General features: G+C 72.4%; 15 protein-coding genes. 5 read left to right on the top strand and 10 right to left on the bottom strand.

Going from position 1 to position 20,195, the window contains the following annotated elements:
* Window positions 1-27: 27 nt before the first annotated feature.
* The 3 genes from ACIHCM_RS11450 to ACIHCM_RS11440 are packed head-to-tail and all read right to left on the bottom strand — an operon-like array spanning window position 28 to window position 3,076.
* Window positions 28-1,314 (bottom strand): ABC transporter substrate-binding protein, encoded by a 1,287-nt coding sequence (locus ACIHCM_RS11450; RefSeq protein ID WP_399892758.1) that lies wholly within the window; start codon window positions 1,312-1,314, stop codon window positions 28-30.
* Complete coding sequence (locus ACIHCM_RS11445) at window positions 1,314-2,147, bottom strand: carbohydrate ABC transporter permease (RefSeq protein WP_399892755.1); 834 nt, start codon at window positions 2,145-2,147, stop codon at window positions 1,314-1,316. Before ACIHCM_RS11445 ends, ACIHCM_RS11450 begins: the two co-directional genes overlap by 1 nt.
* Window positions 2,144-3,076, bottom strand: a complete 933-nt coding sequence (locus tag ACIHCM_RS11440; RefSeq protein WP_399892752.1) for a carbohydrate ABC transporter permease — start codon at window positions 3,074-3,076, stop codon at window positions 2,144-2,146. Before ACIHCM_RS11440 ends, ACIHCM_RS11445 begins: the two co-directional genes overlap by 4 nt.
* A 201-nt stretch (window positions 3,077-3,277) precedes the next feature.
* On the opposite strand from ACIHCM_RS11440, the gene ACIHCM_RS11435 reads away from it, so the two are divergent.
* Window positions 3,278-4,141, top strand: a complete 864-nt coding sequence (locus ACIHCM_RS11435) for a phosphotransferase enzyme family protein (protein WP_399892749.1) — start codon at window positions 3,278-3,280, stop codon at window positions 4,139-4,141.
* A gap of 67 nt (window positions 4,142-4,208) precedes the next feature.
* On the opposite strand, the gene ACIHCM_RS11430 is transcribed toward ACIHCM_RS11435, so the two are convergent.
* From ACIHCM_RS11430 to ACIHCM_RS11415, 4 genes are all read right to left on the bottom strand, one after another.
* Window positions 4,209-4,931, bottom strand: a complete 723-nt coding sequence (locus ACIHCM_RS11430) for a 3'-5' exonuclease (RefSeq protein WP_399892746.1) — start codon at window positions 4,929-4,931, stop codon at window positions 4,209-4,211.
* 124 nt (window positions 4,932-5,055) lie between these two features.
* Complete coding sequence (locus ACIHCM_RS11425; protein ID WP_399893388.1) at window positions 5,056-6,294, bottom strand: SAV2148 family HEPN domain-containing protein; 1,239 nt, start codon at window positions 6,292-6,294, stop codon at window positions 5,056-5,058.
* A gap of 112 nt (window positions 6,295-6,406) precedes the next feature.
* Window positions 6,407-7,717, bottom strand: a complete 1,311-nt coding sequence (locus tag ACIHCM_RS11420; protein WP_399892743.1) for a copper amine oxidase — start codon at window positions 7,715-7,717, stop codon at window positions 6,407-6,409.
* A gap of 105 nt (window positions 7,718-7,822) precedes the next feature.
* Window positions 7,823-8,644 (bottom strand): Tat pathway signal sequence domain protein, encoded by an 822-nt coding sequence (locus ACIHCM_RS11415; RefSeq protein ID WP_399892741.1) that lies wholly within the window; start codon window positions 8,642-8,644, stop codon window positions 7,823-7,825.
* A 183-nt stretch (window positions 8,645-8,827) separates the two neighbouring features.
* Here ACIHCM_RS11415 and glgX point away from each other — a divergent pair, with 183 nt between their 5' ends.
* From glgX to ACIHCM_RS11400, 3 genes are all read left to right on the top strand, one after another.
* Entirely contained in the window at window positions 8,828-10,936 is a 2,109-nt protein-coding gene (gene glgX / locus ACIHCM_RS11410; protein WP_399892738.1) for a glycogen debranching protein GlgX, read from the top strand.
* Between the two features lie 268 nt (window positions 10,937-11,204).
* On the top strand, window positions 11,205-13,556 hold the full coding sequence (gene treY / locus ACIHCM_RS11405) for a malto-oligosyltrehalose synthase (RefSeq protein ID WP_399892735.1): 2,352 nt from the start codon (window positions 11,205-11,207) through the stop codon (window positions 13,554-13,556).
* A gap of 356 nt (window positions 13,557-13,912) precedes the next feature.
* Entirely contained in the window at window positions 13,913-15,166 is a 1,254-nt protein-coding gene (locus ACIHCM_RS11400; RefSeq protein ID WP_399892733.1) for a M14 family zinc carboxypeptidase, read from the top strand.
* A gap of 116 nt (window positions 15,167-15,282) precedes the next feature.
* Here the strand turns inward: ACIHCM_RS11400 and ACIHCM_RS11395 are convergent, their stop codons facing one another.
* The 3 genes from ACIHCM_RS11395 to ACIHCM_RS11385 all read right to left on the bottom strand — a co-directional run bounded on the left by ACIHCM_RS11395 (window position 15,283) and on the right by ACIHCM_RS11385 (window position 17,864).
* Window positions 15,283-15,777 (bottom strand): SSI family serine proteinase inhibitor, encoded by a 495-nt coding sequence (locus tag ACIHCM_RS11395; protein WP_399892730.1) that lies wholly within the window; start codon window positions 15,775-15,777, stop codon window positions 15,283-15,285.
* Window positions 15,774-17,126, bottom strand: coding sequence for a M14 family zinc carboxypeptidase (locus ACIHCM_RS11390; protein WP_399893386.1), 1,353 nt, complete (start codon window positions 17,124-17,126; stop codon window positions 15,774-15,776). Before ACIHCM_RS11390 ends, ACIHCM_RS11395 begins: the two co-directional genes overlap by 4 nt.
* Window positions 17,127-17,312: 186 nt before the next feature.
* Window positions 17,313-17,864: an FHA domain-containing protein gene (locus tag ACIHCM_RS11385; protein WP_399892727.1), complete on the bottom strand. Its 552-nt coding sequence runs from the start codon at window positions 17,862-17,864 to the stop codon at window positions 17,313-17,315.
* Between the two features lie 173 nt (window positions 17,865-18,037).
* Between ACIHCM_RS11385 and treZ the strand changes: the two genes are divergently transcribed.
* Window positions 18,038-19,783, top strand: coding sequence for a malto-oligosyltrehalose trehalohydrolase (gene treZ / locus ACIHCM_RS11380; protein WP_399892724.1), 1,746 nt, complete (start codon window positions 18,038-18,040; stop codon window positions 19,781-19,783).
* Window positions 19,784-20,195 lie beyond the last annotated feature (412 nt).

Genomic DNA, 20,195 nt, shown 5'->3' with positions numbered 1-20,195 from the left:
CGCCTGCGTCCGGGCTCCCGTGCCCGTTCAGCGCTGATACCGCGCCAGCACCAGATTGCCGTCCTCCTCCAGCCGTCTTCGCAGCTCGCCGAGGCCGATCGCGCCGCTGTAGTACTCCTGCAACGCAGGCGTCGCCACCTTGTCCTTCCACTCCGGATAGCCCCGGACCGACAGCGCGGGCGCGGAACGCAGGTGCGAGGCAAGGGCGGTACCGGTGGCCCAGCCGTATCTGGCCGTGCGCAGGGCGGGATCCTTCAGGGCCCGCGTGCCGGTGGGCAGCATCCAGTCGCCCAGGGCCAGGCGCACCATGTTCTCCGGCCGCAGCAGGAATCCGATGAAGGCCGCCGCCTCCTTCTTGTACGGGCTGTCCTCGGCCACGGACAGCGTCTGCGGACTGACCCCCTGGGCCGGCCCGCCCACACCGGCCGGCGCCGGCAGCACCTGCCAGTCGAAGCCCTCCGGCGCCTGCTGCACGATCTGCTGACGGTAGGAGAACCCGAGCGGCACCATCGCGTACCTGCCGCCGAAGAAGCCGGGGAGCGTGTCCGAACCGCCGCTGCCCAGCGTCGAGGCCGACGCACTGGCGTCGGTGGCGACCTGGTCGTGGATCGTGCGCGGTACCACCTCGTCACCGGCTTCGAAGCGGACCGTGACCCTGCCGTCCGCACCGCGGTGGAAGAGCTGCCCGCCCGCCGACAGGGAGAGGTTGAGCGTGGCCGAGACGGGTTCCTTCAGCGGCCAGGCCACTCCGTACTTCCCCCCTCCGCTCAGCTCCTTCGTCACGTCCCGGAACTCCGTCCACGTCCACGGCTCTTCGGGAGTCGGGATCCGTACGCCGGACTCCTTCAGCCAGGTGGAGTTCGCGATGATCACCCGCGGCTCCTGGAGGAACGGCACCCCGTAGATGCCGTCCCCGAAGGTCACAGTCTCCCAACTGCGCCGGGGGATGTCGGTCCTGAGCCGCTCGGGCAGCAGGCCGGTGAGATCGGCGAGGTAACCGCCGTAGGCGAAGTCGGCCAGGTCGTCGGAGGCGTCATGGATGATGTCCGGCGCCTCACCGCCCTCGAAGGAGGTGAGGAGCTGGTCGTGGACGCTGTCCCAGCTGCCCTGGACGTACTCGACGCGCACGTCCGGATGGGCCGCGTTCCACTCCGCCACCAGTTCCTTGTTGACCTCCACGGACTCCTGCTGCCAGGCCAGGGACTGGAAGCGGAGCGTGATCACGCCGTCCGCCGGGTCGTCCCGCGCGCCGCCCGTGCAGGCGGTGAGCAGCATCAGGGCGACGGCGACGATCCCTGCCTTCCTCGCGCGCATCAGCTCTTCACCGCCCCGGCGAGCATGCCGCCCGTGATCCGCCGCTGGATGAGGGCGAAGACGAGCAGGGAGGGCAGGGTCGCGAGGAACGCGGCGGCGGCGAGCGGGCCGAGGTCCGCCACACCCTCCGCGCCGATGAAGTGGGTCAGGATCACGGGCAGGGTCTGTTTCCCGGGAGTCTTGAGCAGGACCAGGGCGAAGAAGAACTCGTTCCAGGCGGTGATGAACGCGAACAGGGCCGTCGCCACGATCCCCGGCGCCAGCAGCGGCGCGGTCACCGACACCAGCGTCCGCAGCCGCCCGGCGCCGTCGACCGCCGCCGCCTCCTCCAGCTCGGCCGGCACGGCACGGACGTATCCGACGAGCATCCACAGCGCGAACGGCAGCGCCCATACGACGTACACCAGCACCAGGCCCGGCAGGGAGTTGATCAGCCGCAGGTTCTTCAGCACGAGGAAGAGCGGGATGATCACCAGCACGAAGGGGAACGCCTGGCTGACCACCACCCAGCCGGTCGCCGCCCGCCCCAGCCGGGTGCGGTGGCGGGCCATGACGTACGCCATCGGCGTCGCGATCAGCACCGCGATCACCGCCGCTCCGGTCGCGGCCAGCAGGGAGTTGAGTGCGGCGCGCAGCAGTGGCTGCTCGTCGAATGCCTGCCGGAAGTTGGCGAGCGTGGGGTGCTCGGGGATCCACGTGGGGTGCAGACTGCCCAGCTCCTGCGGGGGTTTGAAGGCGGTGGAGATCAGCCAGAGGAAGGGGAAGGCGAGGAACACGAGATACGCGAGCAGTGCCACGTACTGGCCGACGCGGGCGCCGGTGCGGGTCCTCATACGTCGTCACCTCCCCTGAGCCGGCCCACCAGGAACAGGGCGAGCAGTATCGAGATCACCGCGACCATCACGCAGCCCATCGCCGCCGCGTAGCCGAACTGGCCGTAGCGGAAGGCCTCTTCGTAGGCGAACAGCATCGGCAGCCGGGTCCGCCCGCCTGGACCGCCGCTGGTCAGGACGTAGACCAGGGCGAAGGAGTTGAAGTTCCAGATGAAGTTCAGGGCCGTGATGGCCAGCGCGACCGGTCTGAGGGCGGGCCAGGTGACCGTCCGAAAGCGCCGCCAGGCGCCCGCGCCGTCGATCGCGGCCGCCTCGTGCAGTTCGCGCGGGGTGTTCTGCAACCCGGCGAGCAGCGCGACGGTCGTCTGCGGCATCCCCGCCCAGACGCCGACGACGACGACCGCGGGCAGTGCGGTGCCCAGGCCGCTGAGCCAGTCACGGCCGTCGCCGAGGCCCAGGTCGCGCAGTGTCTCGTTGAGGACGCCCGCGTCCGGGTTGTAGACGAGGCGCCACATGATGCCGACGACGACCTCGGGCATCGCCCAGGGGATGATCGCCAGGGCTCGGGCCAGCCAGCGCAGTCGCAGTCTTTCGTTCAGCAACAGGGCGAGGCCGAGCGCCAGCAGGAACTGCGGCACGGTCACGCCGACCGCCCACACCAGCCCGATCCGGAACGACTCCCAGAACAGTGTGTCCCGCAGCAGGTCCCGGAAGTTCAGGGTGCCGATCCACTGGGTGGGCTCGGTGCGTCCCGACTGGGCGTCGGTGAACGCCAGCAGGATCCCGTACAGCAGCGGTCCCACGCTCAGTACGAGGATCGGCAGGAGCGCGGGCAGCACCAGGAACCATGCGCCGTGGTCGCCGCCACGCCGCTCACGGCCCCGGCCGGGCGCGTGTTTCGCGCGCCTCACCTCGGTCACCAAGGTCACGGAATTCGGCTCCTTCGCGCGGCTCGTGACGTGCTGGAGCCCGGTGGGCCCCCGTCATGGTCGTGAAGGCGGTCTGGGTCGTCAAGGGACCGCGCACGCCGTCCGACCTGTGCGAATGCGACACTGGCCGACGGACGGCACGGACGCGGCACCCGCGGTTCGGGCCACGGACCCGGTGACGGCGGATCACGGAGGCGGACGATGGACGAGGCACGGGCGCGACACGTACTGGACGCGGCAGGGGTGCTGCCCGGTCCGGCACGGGACGCGCGGCTCCTCGCCCTCGGCGAGAACGCCGTGTTCGCCGTCGGTGACCTGGTCGTCAAGGTGGGCCGCGACGCCGAACTCCTCGACCGGGCGCGCCGGGAGCTGGCCGTCGCGCTGTGGCTGGCACGGGCCGGTGTCCCCGCCGTCCGGGCTGCCGCGGAGACGGCACTGCTCGTCGACGGGCACCCGGTGACCGTGTGGCACCGGCTGCCCGACCCCGTACGGCCGGCCGAGCCCCGGGATCTGGCCGAACTGCTCCGGGTGGTGCACGCGACCCCCTCCCCCTCCTTCGCACTGCCGCCCCGCGAACTGCTGGGCGGTGTGGAGCGCTGGCTGCGGCTCGCCGGCGACGCGATCGACCCGGCGGACGCGGCGTATCTGCGCGAGCGGCGTGACGGGTTCGCGTCGGCCGCGGCCGCGCTCACCCCGCAGTTGCCGCCCGGCCCGATCCACGGCGACGCGCTGCCCCGCAACGTGCACATCGGCCCCGACGGTCCGGTCCTGGTCGATCTGGAGACCTTCTCCGCCGACCTGCGGGAGCACGACCTGGTGGTGATGGCCCTCTCCCGCGACCGCTACGGCCTCTCGGCGGCGGCCTACGACTCCTTCACCGAGGCCTACGGCTGGGACGTGCGTGAGTGGGAGGGCTGTGCGGTGCTGCGCGGGGCGCGGGAGACGGCCAGCTGCGCCTGGGTGGCCCAGCACGCGCCGAGCAATCCCAAGGCGCTGGCCGAGTTCGCGCGCCGGGTGGCGTCCCTGCGGGACGGGGACACCACGGTGCGCTGGTATCCGTTCTGAGCAGAGGGCCGCCGTCGGCTGGTGTACCGGTTTCCGCTCCCCCGCCGCCGGACCGGCCTGGCGTGGCTCAGACCCGCTCGCCCGCCGGCTCCCTCAGCGGCCACAGCCCGTCCACCACGGCGGTGGCGTCCCCCTTGCGGCGCAGGAAGGTCTGGAAGTCCGCCGCCCACTCGGCGTACCACTCGACCTGGCGGCGGTGCAGTTCCGCCGGGCCGAGGGCCGCGACCTTGGGGTGGCGGCCGGCTATCGCGCAGGCCAGCCGGGCGGCGGCGAGTGCGTCGGCGGAGGCGTCGTGGGCGCCGTCGAGGACGATGCCGTACTCCGTGCAGACGGCTTCGAGATTGCGCTTGCCCGGCCGGTACCGGTCGACCTGGCGGTCGATGGTGTAAGGGTCGATGACCGGCGCCGGGTGCAGGCCGCCGAGACGGTCGCGCAGGGACGGCAGGCCGTACCGCCGCAGTTCGGCGGAGAGCAGGGTGAGGTCGAAGGCGGCGTTGTAGGCGACGACGGGGACGCCCGTCTTCCAGTAGCCCACGAGCACGTCCGCGATCGCGCCGGCGACCTGGTCGGCCGGGCGGCCCTCGGCCATCGCGCGCTCGTTGCTGATCCCGTGCACCGCCACCGCGTCCGCCGGGATCTCCACTCCCGGGTCCGCCAGCCACTCCCGGCGTCCCAAGGGCTGACCGGCCCTCACCTCGATCACGGCCCCCGTGACAATGCGCGCCTCGCGCGGATCGGTCCCGGTCGTCTCCAGGTCGAAGCCGATCAGCAGCTCCCGGTGCCAGCCCATGGGCGGCCCCCCTTCTTGGTGGTGCTTTCCCCCAGTGATCTCCACGATCGCATGCGGCACTGACAATCAGAGGACAGCGTTCCGCTTGGGCCCCTGGCGTGACGCCGGGACAGGTGACGCCGATTCAGGACACAGGGCGTGAATCCACCCATGCCGCTTCGAACTCCTCCCGGTACGTTCCGAAGAGTCCGGCCTCGTCCGTCTCGCCCGACTTCACCACCCGGCTGCCGTTCCGCAGCACCAGTACCGGTGCCTCCATACCGCGGGTGCGGCTCAGATAGGACTGCACGACCGCGATGCCGTCGGATCCGTCGCCGTCGACGAGGTAGGCGGTGAAGCGCGGGGTCTCGTCGTAGACCTGGATCTCGAAGGCCCCCGGGTCCCGCAGCCGGGCGCGCACCCGGCGCATGTGCAGGATGTTCATCTCCACGGCCCGGCTCAGCTCGCCCCGCTTGATGTTCAGTTCGCGCTCGCGCCGCTTCACCGCGCTGGAGGCGGGGTTGAGGAACAGCAGCCGCACCCGGCAGCCGCCCTCGGCGAGGCGCACCAGCCGGCGCCCGGAGAAGTTCTGCACGAGCAGGTTGAGGCCGATGCCGACGGCGTCGAGACGGCGGGCGCCGCCGAAGATGTCCTCGGCGGGGAACCGGCGCATCAGCCGCACCCGGTCGGAGTGCACGGCGACCACGTCGGAGTAGCGGTCGCCCACCAGGTCCTCGACCGCGTCGACGGGCAGCCGGCGCGCCGAGGGCACGTCCCCGCCCGCACCGAGGACCTCCAGCAGACGCGCCGAGGCCCGCTCGGCCTGGTTCAGCACGGCCTCGGACAGGGCACGGTTGCGGGAGACGACGTTCCGGGTGACCTCCAGCTCGTCGAGCGCGAGTTCGACGTCCCGGCGCTCGTCGACGTAGGGCTCGAAGCAGGGCCAGTGCTGGACCATCAGCTCGCGCAGCTGGGGCAGGGTGAGGAAGCTCAGCACGTTGTCGTCGGCGGGGTCGAGCAGATACCCCTTGCGGCGGCTGACCTCGCGTACGGCGACCGCGCGCTGGACCCACTCCTGGCCGGCCGGACCGGCCGCGGCGACCACCCAGTCGTCGCCGTGGACCGGTTCGTAGATGGGCCGCAGGACGGCGGCCACGACCGCGCGCAGGCGCTGCTCGACGAGGTTGAGCCAGATGTAGGCACGCCCGGCTCGCTGGGCGCGGGTGCGCACCTCGCGCCAGGCTTCGGCGTCCCAGTCCAGTTCCGGGCCGATCGAGTGCGTCTCCATCGGTCTGGCCAGGGACACCGTGCCGGGCGGGACCTCTGCGGAGCTCCCCTCGTGACCCTCGTCACCAGGGGGCAGCTCCAGCCCTCCCGAGCCCACCCGCGCACCGCCTTCCGCTCCCCCGAGCACTCCCCGTCCCAACGATCAAGGAAGGGTACTCCGGGAGCGGTCGGCGGTGCAGCCGGATGGGCAGGCTCGTCTCCCAACTTCCTTACTCGGGACGTCCATTCTGACCGGCCAGCTCGGCAGGCGTGAGCGGATTCATAGCGGTGACGTCACGCGGGGCGACGGACAGGCCCTGCCAGTGGACCGGCATGGGCTGCTGGTCCTCGTCCCGCGCCACGTGGTGGTAGCCGATGTTGACCCAGACCACGGGGTTCTTCAGGGCCTGGCCGTTCACCCACTTGTCGACGGACTTGCCGTGTCCCGCACCGCAGTTCGGCAGGTTGTCGCTGGCGTACTGCTCGCACTTGTCGTACTCGGTGAAGTACACGTCGTGCTTGGTGTAGCCGCGGCCCGGGTACTTGGCGCCGGCGCCGGGCACCAGCTCGTACGAACGCCGGTGCCCGTCCTTGTTCTTGCCGGTCGCGCTGACCACACGCCACCAGCGCATGTTCCTGGCGTCGCCCGCGAGCTCCTTGGTGATCGCGGTGCGGGTGGTCTTGTTGGTGGGTGCCGGTCGGCCGTTCGCGGGGGCGCTGACCTTGGAGTCGTACTGCTCGATCCGGCCCTTGGTGGAGCCGTCCAGGTTGAAGTTCAGCCGCCAGAAGACGTTGTGGCTGTGGCTGGTGGCGTAGGCCTTGGCGCCCTTGCCGATCGGCCAGCCGCGGCCGTCGCCGGCGTCGTAGTCCATGGGCGACAGGGAGCCGGTGGCGCCGACGTTCATGTTGATCGTGCCGTCGTCCTGGAAGCGCCACTCGGTGATGTACTCGTACCAGCCGACCTGGTTGACGGTGTAGACGAGCAGGTCCTTGCCCTGCTTCTGGAAGACCTTGCTCGCGGTGTCGCCCTGCATGCGGTAGGCGTGACCACGCGAACGAGTGGTGGTGCACAGGCCCTTGACGTTCTGGTGGGACGGGTCCCAGGCCTCGGGCACGCGGACGGTCTTGATGGTGCCCCCGGGGCACTCACCGGGCGCCAGGTCCTTCAGGCCCTGGCCGAAACCGGCCTGGGTGAGGTCGTGGTACTCGTTCTTGCCGTCGTCGTAGGGCACATGGATCTGGCCGAGCTTGGCGGAGGACAGCACCTTGATCGGGCGGGCCTCCCCCGGCGGCTGGTAGGTGATGTGCTCCAGGACGAGACCGGCCTCCTTGTGGTAGCGCCAGCACATCCGCCAGGTGGTACCGGTGGAGAGCTTCTGCTCGATGCGGTATGGGGCGCTGCAGTCGGCCGCCGGAGCGGGCGCGGCCTCGGGCTGGGCGGTGGCCGGGGAAACCCCGGTGGTGGCGCCGGCGGCCAGCCCGGCCAGGGCGAGGGCCAGGGCCGTCCGCCTGCGGGCGCGGCTGTTGCTGATCACGGGCATGACGAATGCGGCTCCCTTGCGGAAGGCTCCCCGGAGCCTTCTGGAGGATCGGGCGGGATGTGGTCCGGTACGAAGGCGGCGGGGCTGCTCCCGCGCGCGGGTGGCTCAGCCGGCGAGCTCGCCGACCTTGCGGGCGCTCAGGTCGACCACCAGGTGACGGGTGTCGATCCAGGGGCCGTTCTTCACCTTGGGAAACAGCCGTACGCAGCGGTGCTCCCCGCACCTGTCGAGCACGGCGGGCTGGGCGCCCGGCGTGGCCCGGTACACCATGCTGTTGAGCAGCAGCTGGTCCGGCGCGGTGAGCTCCTTGCCGGTGGCGTCCTTGTAGTCGGCCCTCAGACCCGCGCCCAGCGGGTCGGCGATCAGCAGCCGGGCCGCCTCGGTGGCCTCGTCGCGGCTGAGCGGCGGCTGGACGCCCTGCTGGCTGGCGGTCCGCTCGACCTTTCCGGTGGCGAGGTTGACCGTCCGGGTGACGAGGGTGTCGTCCCGGTAGTCGTAGAACGAGACCTCGGCCCGCCGGGGCGCGTTCGCGTCTCCCAGCTCCGCGGCCTCCGGTTCGGCGAGCTCGACTCCGAGCCGCTGCGGTCCGCGGCCGCCGTCGACACCCTGGCCGGAGGTGATCAGCTGCCGGCTGAGCGCGATCCGCTCGACCCGCTTCGTCTCGTCCTCGGTGAGCGGGTCACGGCCGGTGCCCTTCTCACCCTCTTCCGGGGCCTGCTCGACGACGCCCGGGGGGACGGCTGCCTGGCCGTCTCCCGCGTTCCGGGCCGCCTGCTGGCCCCCGCGTCCACCGGCCGTTCCCCCGGCCGTGTCGTCCGCGCCTGCCGTGCCCGGCAGGGTGATGCCCACCATGACGGCCGTCCCGGCGACCGCGATGGCGGCACCGGCCACGACCTTGCCCAGGTGGCGGTGCACCGTGTTGCGCACAATCTCCCCCTACTGCCCCTGATCTCCAGGGGAGTACGTGTCTGCCCCACTGATTCGGCAAACCTCCGTATGCACTGGTCGACCGGTAAGAGGGCAGTAAGTCATAGGTGGTTCCCTCACTTTCGTGGAGACTCGGGGTCAAGGCGGTCCCACCGGCACGACACACCTGGAAGAGTCGTATCCATGCAGGTCTGGCCTGGAGAGGCATATCCGCTCGGCGCCACGTACGACGGCGCCGGCACCAACTTCGCGGTCTTCACGGAGGCCGCGGACCGAGTAGAGCTGTGTCTGCTGCACGACGACGGCTCGGAGACGGCGGTGGAACTGCGGGAGAGCGACGCGTTCGTCCGGCACGCGTACCTGCCGGGCGTGATGCCCGGGCAGCGGTACGGCTACCGCGTGCACGGCCCGTACGCCCCGGAGCGGGGGGTGCGCTGCAACTCGGCGAAGCTGCTGCTCGACCCGTACGCGCGCGCGATCAGCGGCTCCATCTCATGGGGCGAGGAGGTGTACGGCTACCCGTTCGGCTCACCGGACAAGCGCAACGACCTGGACTCCGCACCGCACACCATGACGTCCGTCGTGGTGAACCCGTACTTCGACTGGGGCGACGACCGGCCGCCGCGCACGGAGTACCACGAGACGGTGATCTACGAGGCTCATGTGAAGGGCCTGACCATGCGCCACCCGGGACTGCCGGAGGAGCTGCGCGGCACCTACGCGGCGCTCGCCCATCCGGCGGTGATAGAGCACCTCACCGGGCTCGGCGTCACTGCCCTGGAACTGATGCCCGTACACCAGTTCGTCAACGACCACCGGCTGGTGGACATGGGCCTGAACAACTACTGGGGCTACAACACCATCGGCTTCTTCGCCCCGCACAACGCGTACGCCTCCTGGGGCGACCGGGGCCAGCAGGTCCTGGAGTTCAAGTCGGCGGTACGCGCGCTGCACGAGGCCGGGATCGAGGTGATCCTGGACGTCGTCTACAACCACACCGCCGAGGGCAACCATCTGGGCCCGACGCTGTCCTTCCGGGGTCTGGACAATCCGTCGTACTACCGCCTGGCGGACGACCCCCGGTACTACATGGACACCACCGGGACCGGGAACTCCCTGCTCATGCGGTCCCCGCACGTGCTCCAGCTGATCATGGACTCGCTGCGGTACTGGGTCACCGAGATGCACGTCGACGGCTTCCGCTTCGACCTCGCGGCCACGCTGGCGCGGCAGTTCCACGAGGTGGACCGGCTGTCGTCGTTCTTCGACCTGGTGCAGCAGGACCCGGTGGTGTCCCAGGTGAAGCTGATCGCCGAACCCTGGGACGTGGGCGAGGGCGGCTACCAGGTGGGCAACTTCCCGCCGCTGTGGACGGAGTGGAACGGCAAGTACCGGGACACGGTACGGGACCTGTGGCGGGGTGAGCCGCGCACCATGGCGGAGTTCGCGTCCCGGCTGACCGGCTCGTCCGACCTGTACCAGGACGACGGGCGCCGGCCGCTCGCCTCCATCAACTTCGTCACGTGCCACGACGGCTTCACGCTGCACGACCTGGTGTCCTACAACGACAAGCACAACGAGGCCAACGGAGAGGACAACCGCGACGGCGAGAGCCACAACCGGTCCTGGAACTGCGGCGCGGAGGGCGAGACCGACGACCCCGCCGTGCTGGCGCTGCGGGACCGGCAGATGCGCAACTTCATCGCCACGCTCATGCTGTCCCAGGGCGTGCCGATGATCAGCCACGGTGACGAGTTCGCGCGCACCCAGCGCGGCAACAACAACGCCTACTGCCAGGACAGCGACCTGGCCTGGGTACGGTGGCCCGAGGACGGCAGCGAACTGCTGGACTTCACGCGCGCGATGGTGTGGCTGCGCAGGGACCACCCGGTGCTGCGCAGGCGCCGCTTCTTCCACGGCCGGCTGGTGGAGGGCACCCATGACGAGCTGTCCGACATCGCATGGTTCACTCCCGAGGGCAACGAGATGACCCAGCGGGACTGGGAGTCGGCGCAGGCGTCGGCGCTCACGGTGTTCCTCAACGGCAACGCGATCTCCGAGCCTGGGCCACGCGGGGAACGGATCACCGACGACTCGTTCCTGCTCATGTTCAACGCCTCACCCAAGGCGCTGGACTTCGTGGTGCCGGTCAACCACGGCCGGCAGTGGCAGGTCGTCGTGGACACCGCCCGGCCCGAGGGCGTGCCCCCGGGCACGGGCACGAAGGTGGCGGACGGCGACCGGCTGACGCTGCCGGACCGGAGCCTGACGGTGCTGCAGCGCCCCGCCTAGGTGCCGCTGCCGGGCACGCGCGCGTGGGAGGTGCTCCCGGCGCGCCCGGTGTACGTCGCCGGGCGCGCCGTCCGGTGCGGCGGCCGTGGTGGTGCCGAAAGCGGCGCCGATCACTCCCATGGCGGCGTGCACGGGCCCGTCCGGGCGAGCGGGCGGCGGGGCGCGGGCGAGTTGCGGGCCTCCCCGTCGCCCGTGGCCGGCCACGCGTGTGGGCGCACGCGCAGGGGGCGATGACACGAAACGCGGCGGGGCGGGTACGTAGCTTTCCATGACACCTGAGCGTCCTGACCCGGTGGTGCCCACGGCCACGTACCGGCTGCAGCTGCAGCCCGAGTTCCCGTTCGGTGCCGCGGCGGCGGCCGTGCCGTATCTGGCCTCGCTCGGCGTTTCCCATCTGCATCTGTCCCCCGTCCTGGAGGCCGTACCGGGCTCACTGCACGGCTACGACGTCGTGGACCACGCGCGCGTACGTGCGGAACTGGGCGGCGAGGAGGGGCTGCGGGCCCTCGCGAACACCGCGCGGGAGCACGGGCTCGGCCTGGTGCTGGACATCGTGCCGAATCACATGGCGATGGTGCCGCACCACAACCGGGCCCTGTGGGAGGTGCTCCGGGAGGGTCCCAAGTCGCCGTACGCGCGCTGGTTCGACATCGACTGGGAGGCACAGGGCGGCCGGCTGCTGGTTCCGGTGCTGGGACAGCCGCTCGGCGCCGCGATCGAGCACCTCCAGGTCGACGGCGGCGTCCTGCGCTACCACGACCACGCCTTTCCACTGCGCGAGGGCACCGAACAGCTGCCGCTGCCGGAGCTCCTGGACGCGCAGTGGTACCGGCCGGTGTGGTGGCGGCTGGCCCGTACCGAGCTCAACTACCGGCGCTTCTTCAGCATCTCGGAGCTCATCGGGGTGCGCGTGGAGGACCCGGAAGTGTTCGAGGCGACGCACGCGAAGATCCTTCAGCTCCTGCACGACGGCGTGATCGACGGGCTGCGCATCGACCACCCCGACGGTCTCGCCGACCCCGACGCGTACCTCCGGCGGCTGCACGAGGCGACCGGCGGCCGCTGGACGGTCGTGGAGAAGATCCTGTCCGACGGGGAACACCTGCCGGCCTCCTGGCCCGTCGCGGGCACTACGGGCTACGACGCCCTGCGGCACGTCGACGGCGTGTTCACGGACCCCGCCGGCGCCGGTGAACTTCTGGGACAGTACCGGCGGTTCGCGGCGCCGCAGACGGACCGCGGCGGGCACTGGGAGTCGACGGTACGGCGTGCGGCGTACCGCGTGCTGGAGCACGAGCTGGCCGCCGAGGTGGACCGGCTGACCCGGACGGCGAGCCGGCTGTGCGCCTCCTCGCGGGACCTCGAGCTGCGTGACCGCGCGCCCTGGGCGCTGCACACGGCGCTGCGTGAGCTGCTGGTGCGGCTGGAGGTCTACCGGCCGTACAGCTCCGGGGACGCCGCGGCCGTCGTCACCGAGGAGGCCGCCGCGGAGGCCAGGGCGGCCTTCGTCGTACCCGAGGAGGCCGGAGCCGTCGACGTCGTGCGCGGGCTGGTCCTGGGGCGGTACGGCGACGCGCCGGGCCATCTGGAGTTCCGGGCGCGCTTCGCGCAGACCGCGTCGGCGCTGCGGGCGAAGTCCGTGGAGGACACGGCGTTCTACCGCTATGTGCCGCTGCTGTCGGCGACCGAAGTGGGCGGCAACCCGGGGGTCCCCGCGCTGCCCCCGGAGGAGTTCCACGCGTACTGCGCGCGCGTGCAGCGCGACTGGCCGCTGACCGGGACGGTCGTGTCGACACACGACACCAAGCGCAGCGCCGACGTGCGGGCGGCACTGGCCGTGCTCACCGAGTGCCCGCAGCGCTGGGCGGACGTGCTCACGGACGTGACCCGCACGGGTGAGGGTGTGCCGGACGCGCAGCTGGCGTGGGCGGCCTGGCAGACGGTGTTCGGCCTCGGCGCGGCCGACGCGGCCCGGGTACGGCAGGCGCTGCTGAAGCATGTGCGCGAGGCAGGGCTGTACACCAGCTGGACGGAGCAGGAGCCGCCGTACGAGGAGGCGGTGGCGGCGTTCGTCGACGCGGGCCCGTGCGGGCCCCCGGGGGAGGCCGTGGCCGCGCTGCGCGCGGAGCTGGAGCCGCACATCCGGGCCAATGTGCTCGGCACGGCGCTGGTCCATCTGACCATGCCGGGGGTGCCCGATCTGTACCAGGGCACGGAGGGCGAGTACCGGGCGCTGGTCGACCCCGACAACCGCGGGCCCGCCGGGTTCCCCCCGGCCGCGGATCCCGGCGCCAAGGGGGAACTGACCAGGGCGGCGCTGGGGCTGCGGGCGCGGCGGCCCGAGGTGTTCGGGGACGCCGCGGCGTACACGCCGCTGGCGGCCGAGGGCGCGGCGGCCGCGCACTGTCTGGCGTATGCCCGCTCGGGTGAGGTCGTCGTGGCGGTCACACGGCTGTCGCTGCGGCTGGCGGAGGCGGGTGGCTGGCGCGACACGGCGCTGCCGCTGCCGCCGGGCAGCTGGGCCGATGTGCTCGATACGGGGCGGAAGTTCAGCGGGCACGCGCGCGTGGGGGAGCTTTTCGAGCCACTGCCGGTGGTGCTGCTGGAACGGGTCGGTTGACAGGGGCGGCTGAGGCGTTGCGGCTGAGAAGGGTCGGGTGAGCAATGCCGCTGGAGTGGGTGGCACGAGACGACTCGGCTGAGAAGGGGCGGCTGCGGCGGAAGTGGGTGGGCTCGGCGAGCCGGCTGTGAAGGGTCGGCTCGGCGAGTCCGCTGTGGTGTGGGCACCCGGAGGGGCCTGCGGGGAGAGCGCCGGAGGCGGGGCGGCCAGGATGTGGGTGCCATGCCTGGCGTGAACGCGTCTCCCCTCGCGGTACGTGCCTCCGGGCGCCCCCTGCAGGCTCCCCGCCCTCTCCTTGACACTGTCTCCGGAGCGTGCGGTACTGCGGGTGCGAAGCCGGGCGGAACAAGTCGGGGGTGAGTCTTCTGCCGGAGCCGCGCTACCCCACCGTGACCGAAATCGTGGCGTCCGCCCGGGCGTTGGCCGCTCGGGAACCCGGCTTGTGCACCCTCCGGCAGATCGGCGTCTCCCGCGCGGGCCGGCCTCTCCACCTGCTGTCCGTGGGGCGCTCCCGGCATGCCGTCCTGGTCGTCGCGGGCGCGCACGCGAACGAACCGACGGGGGGCTCGACGCTGCTGGCGGTCGCCGAGCGCGTCGTGCACGAATGGCGGTTGCGGTCCGGCATCTCATGGCACTTCCTGCTGTGCGCGGACCCCGACGGGGCGAGTCTGCACGTCACCCCCGCGCCGCGCAGTCTCTTCGACTACCACCTCGGGTTCTTCCGGCCCGCCGGCCCGGAGCAGCCGGAGTGGTCGCCGGCCGTGCTGCCACCGGACCGGCTGCCGCCCGAGACCCGGGCCCTGACCGGCGTCATCGACGAGCTGCGCCCCTACCTCCAGGTGTCCCTGCACGGCACGGACCTGGGTGGCAGCTGGGTGCAGCTGACGAAGGAGATACCCGGACTGGCCGAGCCCTTCGCCAAGTCCGCGGCCGAGCTGCACATCCCCGTGGAGACGGGGGCGTCGGACGCCGCGGGCTGGCCGGCGACCGGCCCCGGCGTCCATGTGATGCCGGCCGCCGGTGCGGGACTCGCGTATCCGAGCATGCCCTCGGACGACGCGCGGCACAGCACCTGGTACCACGTGCACCGGTACGGTGGCCTGACGGCGGTCGTGGAGGTGCCCATGTGGGCGAGCGACCTGGTGGACGACCCGGCCACGCATCCGGCGCCGGCCACCGCGATGCGGCGCCTGGCGGGCCGGCTGCTGCGGGACGCGCGCCGGGTGGAGCGGGTGCTTGCGGAGGCATCGCCTCGTCTGGAGGGCGTCGACGGGCCCCTGCTGCGGGCCGCCAGATGGGCGCTGGAACTGGTGCCGGGGCTGGCCGCCGACTGGACACACACGCCGCCCGCCGGGCACACGATGGCCTACATCGGGAGCGTCGACGCCTTCGCCCGCCGCCTGCCGCTGCGGGCGGCGGCCATGCTGCTGCGGGTCCTTCAGGAGACCGACGACCGGGCGGCCCCGCGCCTGGAACGGCTCGTCGCGACCTGGAGCGAGGCCTTCGCCGACCGCTTCCGGGCCCGCTGGGTGCCCCTGGAGAACCAGGTCGAGCACCAGGCCCGCACTGTCGTCACGGCGGCCCTGCACGCGCGTGACCGGTCGGCGTGACCGCGGCGCACGCGCGCGGCGAATGGGGCCCCGAGCGCCACGTGGACCCGTCGGCGCGACCGGGGGACACGCGCGCGAGCGGCCCAGCCCACGCGCGCGTGCCCCCCGTCACCGCGTCAGCCCGCAGGACGCGTCCGCCCGTTCGGTTCACTCGACTCGCCGACCTCTTTCACCTCTTTCACCTCGTCGTCGTCCAGCGCGAAGACCGCCCCCGTACGCGCCGTCGCCACGCAGTCGTTCGAGAACGTCTGCCGGTAGTCGACCGCATGCCCGCGCCACTGCCCGCGCGCGTGGACGGTCACCGGCGCATGCACCATGGGGCAGTAGGCCTGCTTCAGCGGCAGGCGGCTGATGTCGCCGCCCACGGAGTCGAGCTGGGCGCAGGCCTCGGCGGCCCGCCGGTGCCCCTGGGGCGGCTCGCACAGCAGCAGCGTGCCGCGTGTGTCGCTGGACCCGCCGTCGCCCCGGGTGACCGAGAGGTAGAGCCAGTCGCTCGCACGGGACTCCTGGACGGTCGCCGGCGCCGGTGCGGCACCGACGAGGAGGAGGGCGGCCGCGGCCGCGGCCCACAGACCGCCCCGTACGGCTTTCGTGGTGAGGGTGTGCGTCATTCCCGATGCATCGGCACGACCGGTTCGCACCCCCAGCCGGGCTCACCCGAACGGAAGCCCCGGGACCCGTGCCGCAGGGCCGGCTCGAACGCGTCGAGAATCACCTGGGACTGGTACTCGGCCTGGAGCGCGACGGGGATCCAGCGGGCCCCGCAGCCGTCCCGGTACTCGGCGCACCACCGGTCGACCAGCGCGTCCAGTTCCGGCAGCACACCTGCCGGGTCGCGCCCCTCGCGCGTGACGAGCTGGTGCAGCAACCCCGCCGTCCGCAGCACCAGCCGCCGTCCGGCGATGCGCAGGGCCGTCAGATGGGCGGTGGTCAGCGGCGGCAGGGCGCGGCGCGGCCGGTCGCCGAGGTCGGGGTCCCAGGCGTCGGCGAGCCCCGGGCACACCAGCAGGTAGTCGTCGACCGGGGCGAGCAGGCGGGCCGCGTCCGGGGACGTGGCGGCATGCGGGCGCACGCGCGCGAGGACGCCTCGCAGCAGCCGGGTGTCGTGACGCAGGGCCTGGCTGAGGGTCCGCAGCGCCGCGTCCGCGTCGGCGGGCGCGGCGCCGTCCCCCACGGCTTCCACGCCCCACATGGGCGCCTCCACGACCGCTGTCACGGTGCCGTGCCGGTGCGGGTGGTACCAGGTCGACTCGACGGCCGCCTCGGTGATGGCGGCGACCAGGTCACCCCGGTGCGGCGGCGGTATCCGGTAGACGGCTGGCCCGAGCACCGGCCAGTACAGCGCGTCGTACGCGCCGAGTTCGCGCGGGATGCCGAGGCGGGCCGACGTCCGTGCCACGGCCTGCGGGAGGCCGGGGAGGTCACGCGTGAGTTCGACGAAGCCGCCTCCGACGTCGACGCCGTGCAGGGAGCATTGGAAGAAAGGTTTCAGTTCGTCCTGGAGAGCGAGCAGGGCACGCGTCTCCGGCAGTGCGGCGCCCGCCGCGCCGTCGGGCAGCCACTCGGGCTGTTCCAGGAAGCCGGGGCGGAAGAACCTCCGGAAGTACCGGTCGAGGCTGTAAGGACCCGACAGCCAGCCCTCGTTGTGCCGCAGGCCGTCGGGGTCGAGGCACAGCAGCAGGTTCCAGGTCGTGTCGGCGTCCTCGGTCAGGCGGGGGTCGGCGAGGGCACGCTCGGCCAGCAGCAGGACGGTGGCGCCGCCGACGGGCTCGTTGGCGTGCGGTCCGGCGACGATCAGGGCGTGACGGCTGCCGTGGCCGACGGACAGCACCCACAGGGGCGTGCCCGCCCGTGAGGTGCCGACGCGGCGCAGCCGTGCGGCACGGGGATGGCGGGCCACGAGGGCGGCCGCTCGCGCGCCCAGCTCGTCGACGGTCGGGTAACGGAGGAGAGGCGGCAGGGCACACCTCCGTGGTGCCGTCGGTTCACCTGGTGTGCGTGGTGTAGGCACAGTCAGTCACGAGTTCAGGTGTACGTCAACACCGCAGTCATCGGGGCGACTTGAGGATGAGGACGTGAAAGCAGGAGGCGAGCGCCCCGAGCGCCGGCGTACCGGGCCCGTGAGGCCGTCCGGACAGTCTGCCGCTCAACTGGCCGCGAGCCGGAACGCCGTCTGCCCGAAGCCCACCAGGTCGCCGTCGCGGACCACGGTGGCGCCGGTGACGCGCCGCCCGTTCACCGTGGTGCCGTTGGTGGAGCCCAGGTCCCGCAGGACCCACATGCCGCCCTGGCGGGTGAGTTCGGCGTGCACCCGGGAGACCGTCTCGTGGTTCAGCCGCAGTCCGTTGGCCGGGTCACGGCCTATCCGCAGGGGATGGCCGGCCGCGGGGTGGGGCAGGAGCAGCTTGGGCAGCCGTTCGGCCCGCCAGGCCCTGCGCAGCCGCTCGGTGAAGCCCGACACCGCCTCGACCGTGCCGAACACCGCGCGCGCGATGCGGCTCTCGGAAGGCAGGTCGGCGGTGAGGACGGCGAGCTCGTCGGACCGGCGGGCGGCGAGCGCCAGTTCCATCCGCCGGACGAACGTGTCGTGCGAGAGACGGCCCATGGCGACGCCGTCACGCAGCACCTTGAGCGCCTTGTCGCGCTCCGCGTCGGACAGCCGCGCGGGGTAGGTCGAGAACTCGAAGGACGACGTCACACCGGTGATTGTCGGGCAGTGAACCCCGGGTGTCCAGAAATCGGGGAAACGGCCACCACGCGCGCGTACCGGACGACACCCGGCGCAAAAGGGGGTATGCACAAGCGGATTGATCTCGTGTGAAGCACGATGGTCGAGCTACATCACGGTGAGCAGACGAAGGGGAACCGTCCGTGCAGTTCGAGGTGTGGGCACCGCAGGCCGGCCGTGTGACGCTCCATTGCGACGGAGTCACGCGCGCCATGGAGCAGGACCCGGAGCGAGCGGGGTGGTGGACGGCCGACGCGGATGCGCGTGACGGCACGCGCTACGGCTTCGCGCTGGACGACGGGCCGGCGCGGCCCGATCCGCGCTCGCGGCGGCAGCCGGACGGCCCGGACGGGCTGAGCGCCGTGGTGGACCACGGGCTCCACTCCTGGCGTGCCGAGTGGCCCGGGCGCCCGCTGCCGGGTGCGGTCCTGTACGAGCTGCACGTGGGCACGTACACGCGCGAGGGCACGCTGGACGCGGCAGCGGAGCGGCTGGAGCACCTGGCCGAACTCGGTGTCACACACGTCGAGTTGATGCCCCTGTGCCCGTTTCCCGGCCGGCACGGCTGGGGGTACGAGGGGGTCTCGCTCTGGGCGGTGCACGAGCCGTACGGAGGGCCCGCGGCGCTGAAACGCTTCGTCGACCGGGCCCACGAACTCGGTCTCGGCGTGGTCCTGGACGTCGTGCACAACCACCTCGGGCCGTCCGGCAACTACCTGCCCGAGTTCGGCCCCTACTTCACGGACCGCCACCACACGCCCTGGGGCACGGCCGTCAACCTGGACGCGCCCGGGTCGGACGAGGTGCGCGCCTTCCTGATCGGCAGCGCGCTGGCGTGGCTGCGCGACTACCGGCTCGACGGGCTGCGGCTGGACGCCGTGCACGCGCTGGTGGACACGCGCGCCGTGCACTTCCTGGAGGAGCTGTCGGCCGCGGTGGACGCCCTCGCCGCGGATTCGGGCCGCCCGCTGTTCCTGATCGCCGAGTCCGACCGGAACGACGCTCGGCTCATCACCGGCCGCGCGGAGGGCGGGCTGGGACTCCAGGCGCAGTGGAACGACGACTTCCATCACGCCCTGCACACGGCGCTGACCGGCGAGTCGCAGGGCTATTACGCCGACTTCGCGCGCGCCCCCGTCGCCGCACTCGCCAAGACGCTCACCGGCGGTTTCTTCCACGACGGCACCTACTCCAGCTTCCGGGGCCGGCGGCACGGCCGGCCGCTGGACCGTTCGAAGATCGCCGCGCACCGGCTCCTCGGATACAGCCAGACCCACGACCAGGTGGGCAACCGCGCGCAGGGCGACCGGCTTTCCGCCGGCCTCGCCCCCGGCCTGCTCGCCTGCGCCGCCACGCTGGTGCTGACCGGTCCGGCGACGCCCATGCTGTTCATGGGCGAGGAGTGGGCGGCGGGCACGCCCTGGCAGTTCTTCACCGACCACACCGATCCCGAACTCGCGGAGGCGGTACGGCGGGGCAGGCGACGGGAGTTCGCGTCCCACGGCTGGGCCGAGGAGGACGTGCCCGACCCGCAGGACCCGGCGACCCGGGACCGCTCCTGCCTCGACTGGGCCGAACCCGGCCGCGAGCACCACGCGCGCGTGCTGGCGTGGTACCGCCGGCTCATCGCCCTCCGCCAAGAGCAGCCCGACCTCACCGACCCCGACCTCGCCGACATCAAGGTGGCCCACGACGAGGAGGCCCGCTGGCTGGCCTTCCGGCGGGGGGACATCTGCGTGGCCGTGAACCTTTCCGGCACCCCCGTGGAGATCCCCCTGGGCACCCGCCCTGCCGAAATCCTCGCCGCGTGGGAACCGGTGTCGCCGCCGGACGACGAGGGGGTGCTCCGGGTGCCCGGGGAGAGCTGCGTCGTGGTGGCGCAGCCGTAGGGGTGGGGGCGCGCGGGTGGACCTGCGGCCGGGCAGGCCCACCGGCACACCCGCGCGCGTACCCGCGCCGACGCGCCGGCGCGCCGGCGCGTCCGCCGCCTGCGTCTTCCGCTTCCCGCTTCCCGCTTCCCGCTTCCCGCTTCCCGCCTGACGCTCCGCCGGTCGCCTCCGCCGGTCATCTTCGGCCGATGTGCCTCCCCGCCGGTCGCCGTCGGCGGTGCGCGGGTGCGCCTCCCGCCAGCCGTCTTCGACCGGTGCGCAGGTCGCCGGTCGCCCTCGCCGGCCGGTAAGTCGCCCGTCGCCAGCCGCTTCGGCCGGTGCGCGGGTGCGCCTCCCGCCAGCCGTCTTCGACCGGTGCGCAGGTCGCCGGTCGCCCTCGCCGGCCGGTAAGTCGCCCGTCGCCAGCCGCTTC

This window comes from Streptomyces sp. NPDC052023 (assembly GCF_044548465.1).
GTDB lineage: Bacteria > Actinomycetota > Actinomycetes > Streptomycetales > Streptomycetaceae > Streptomyces.
The sequence above is the reverse complement of the archived record's forward strand: the minus strand, read 5'-3'. Positions and strand labels throughout refer to the sequence as shown.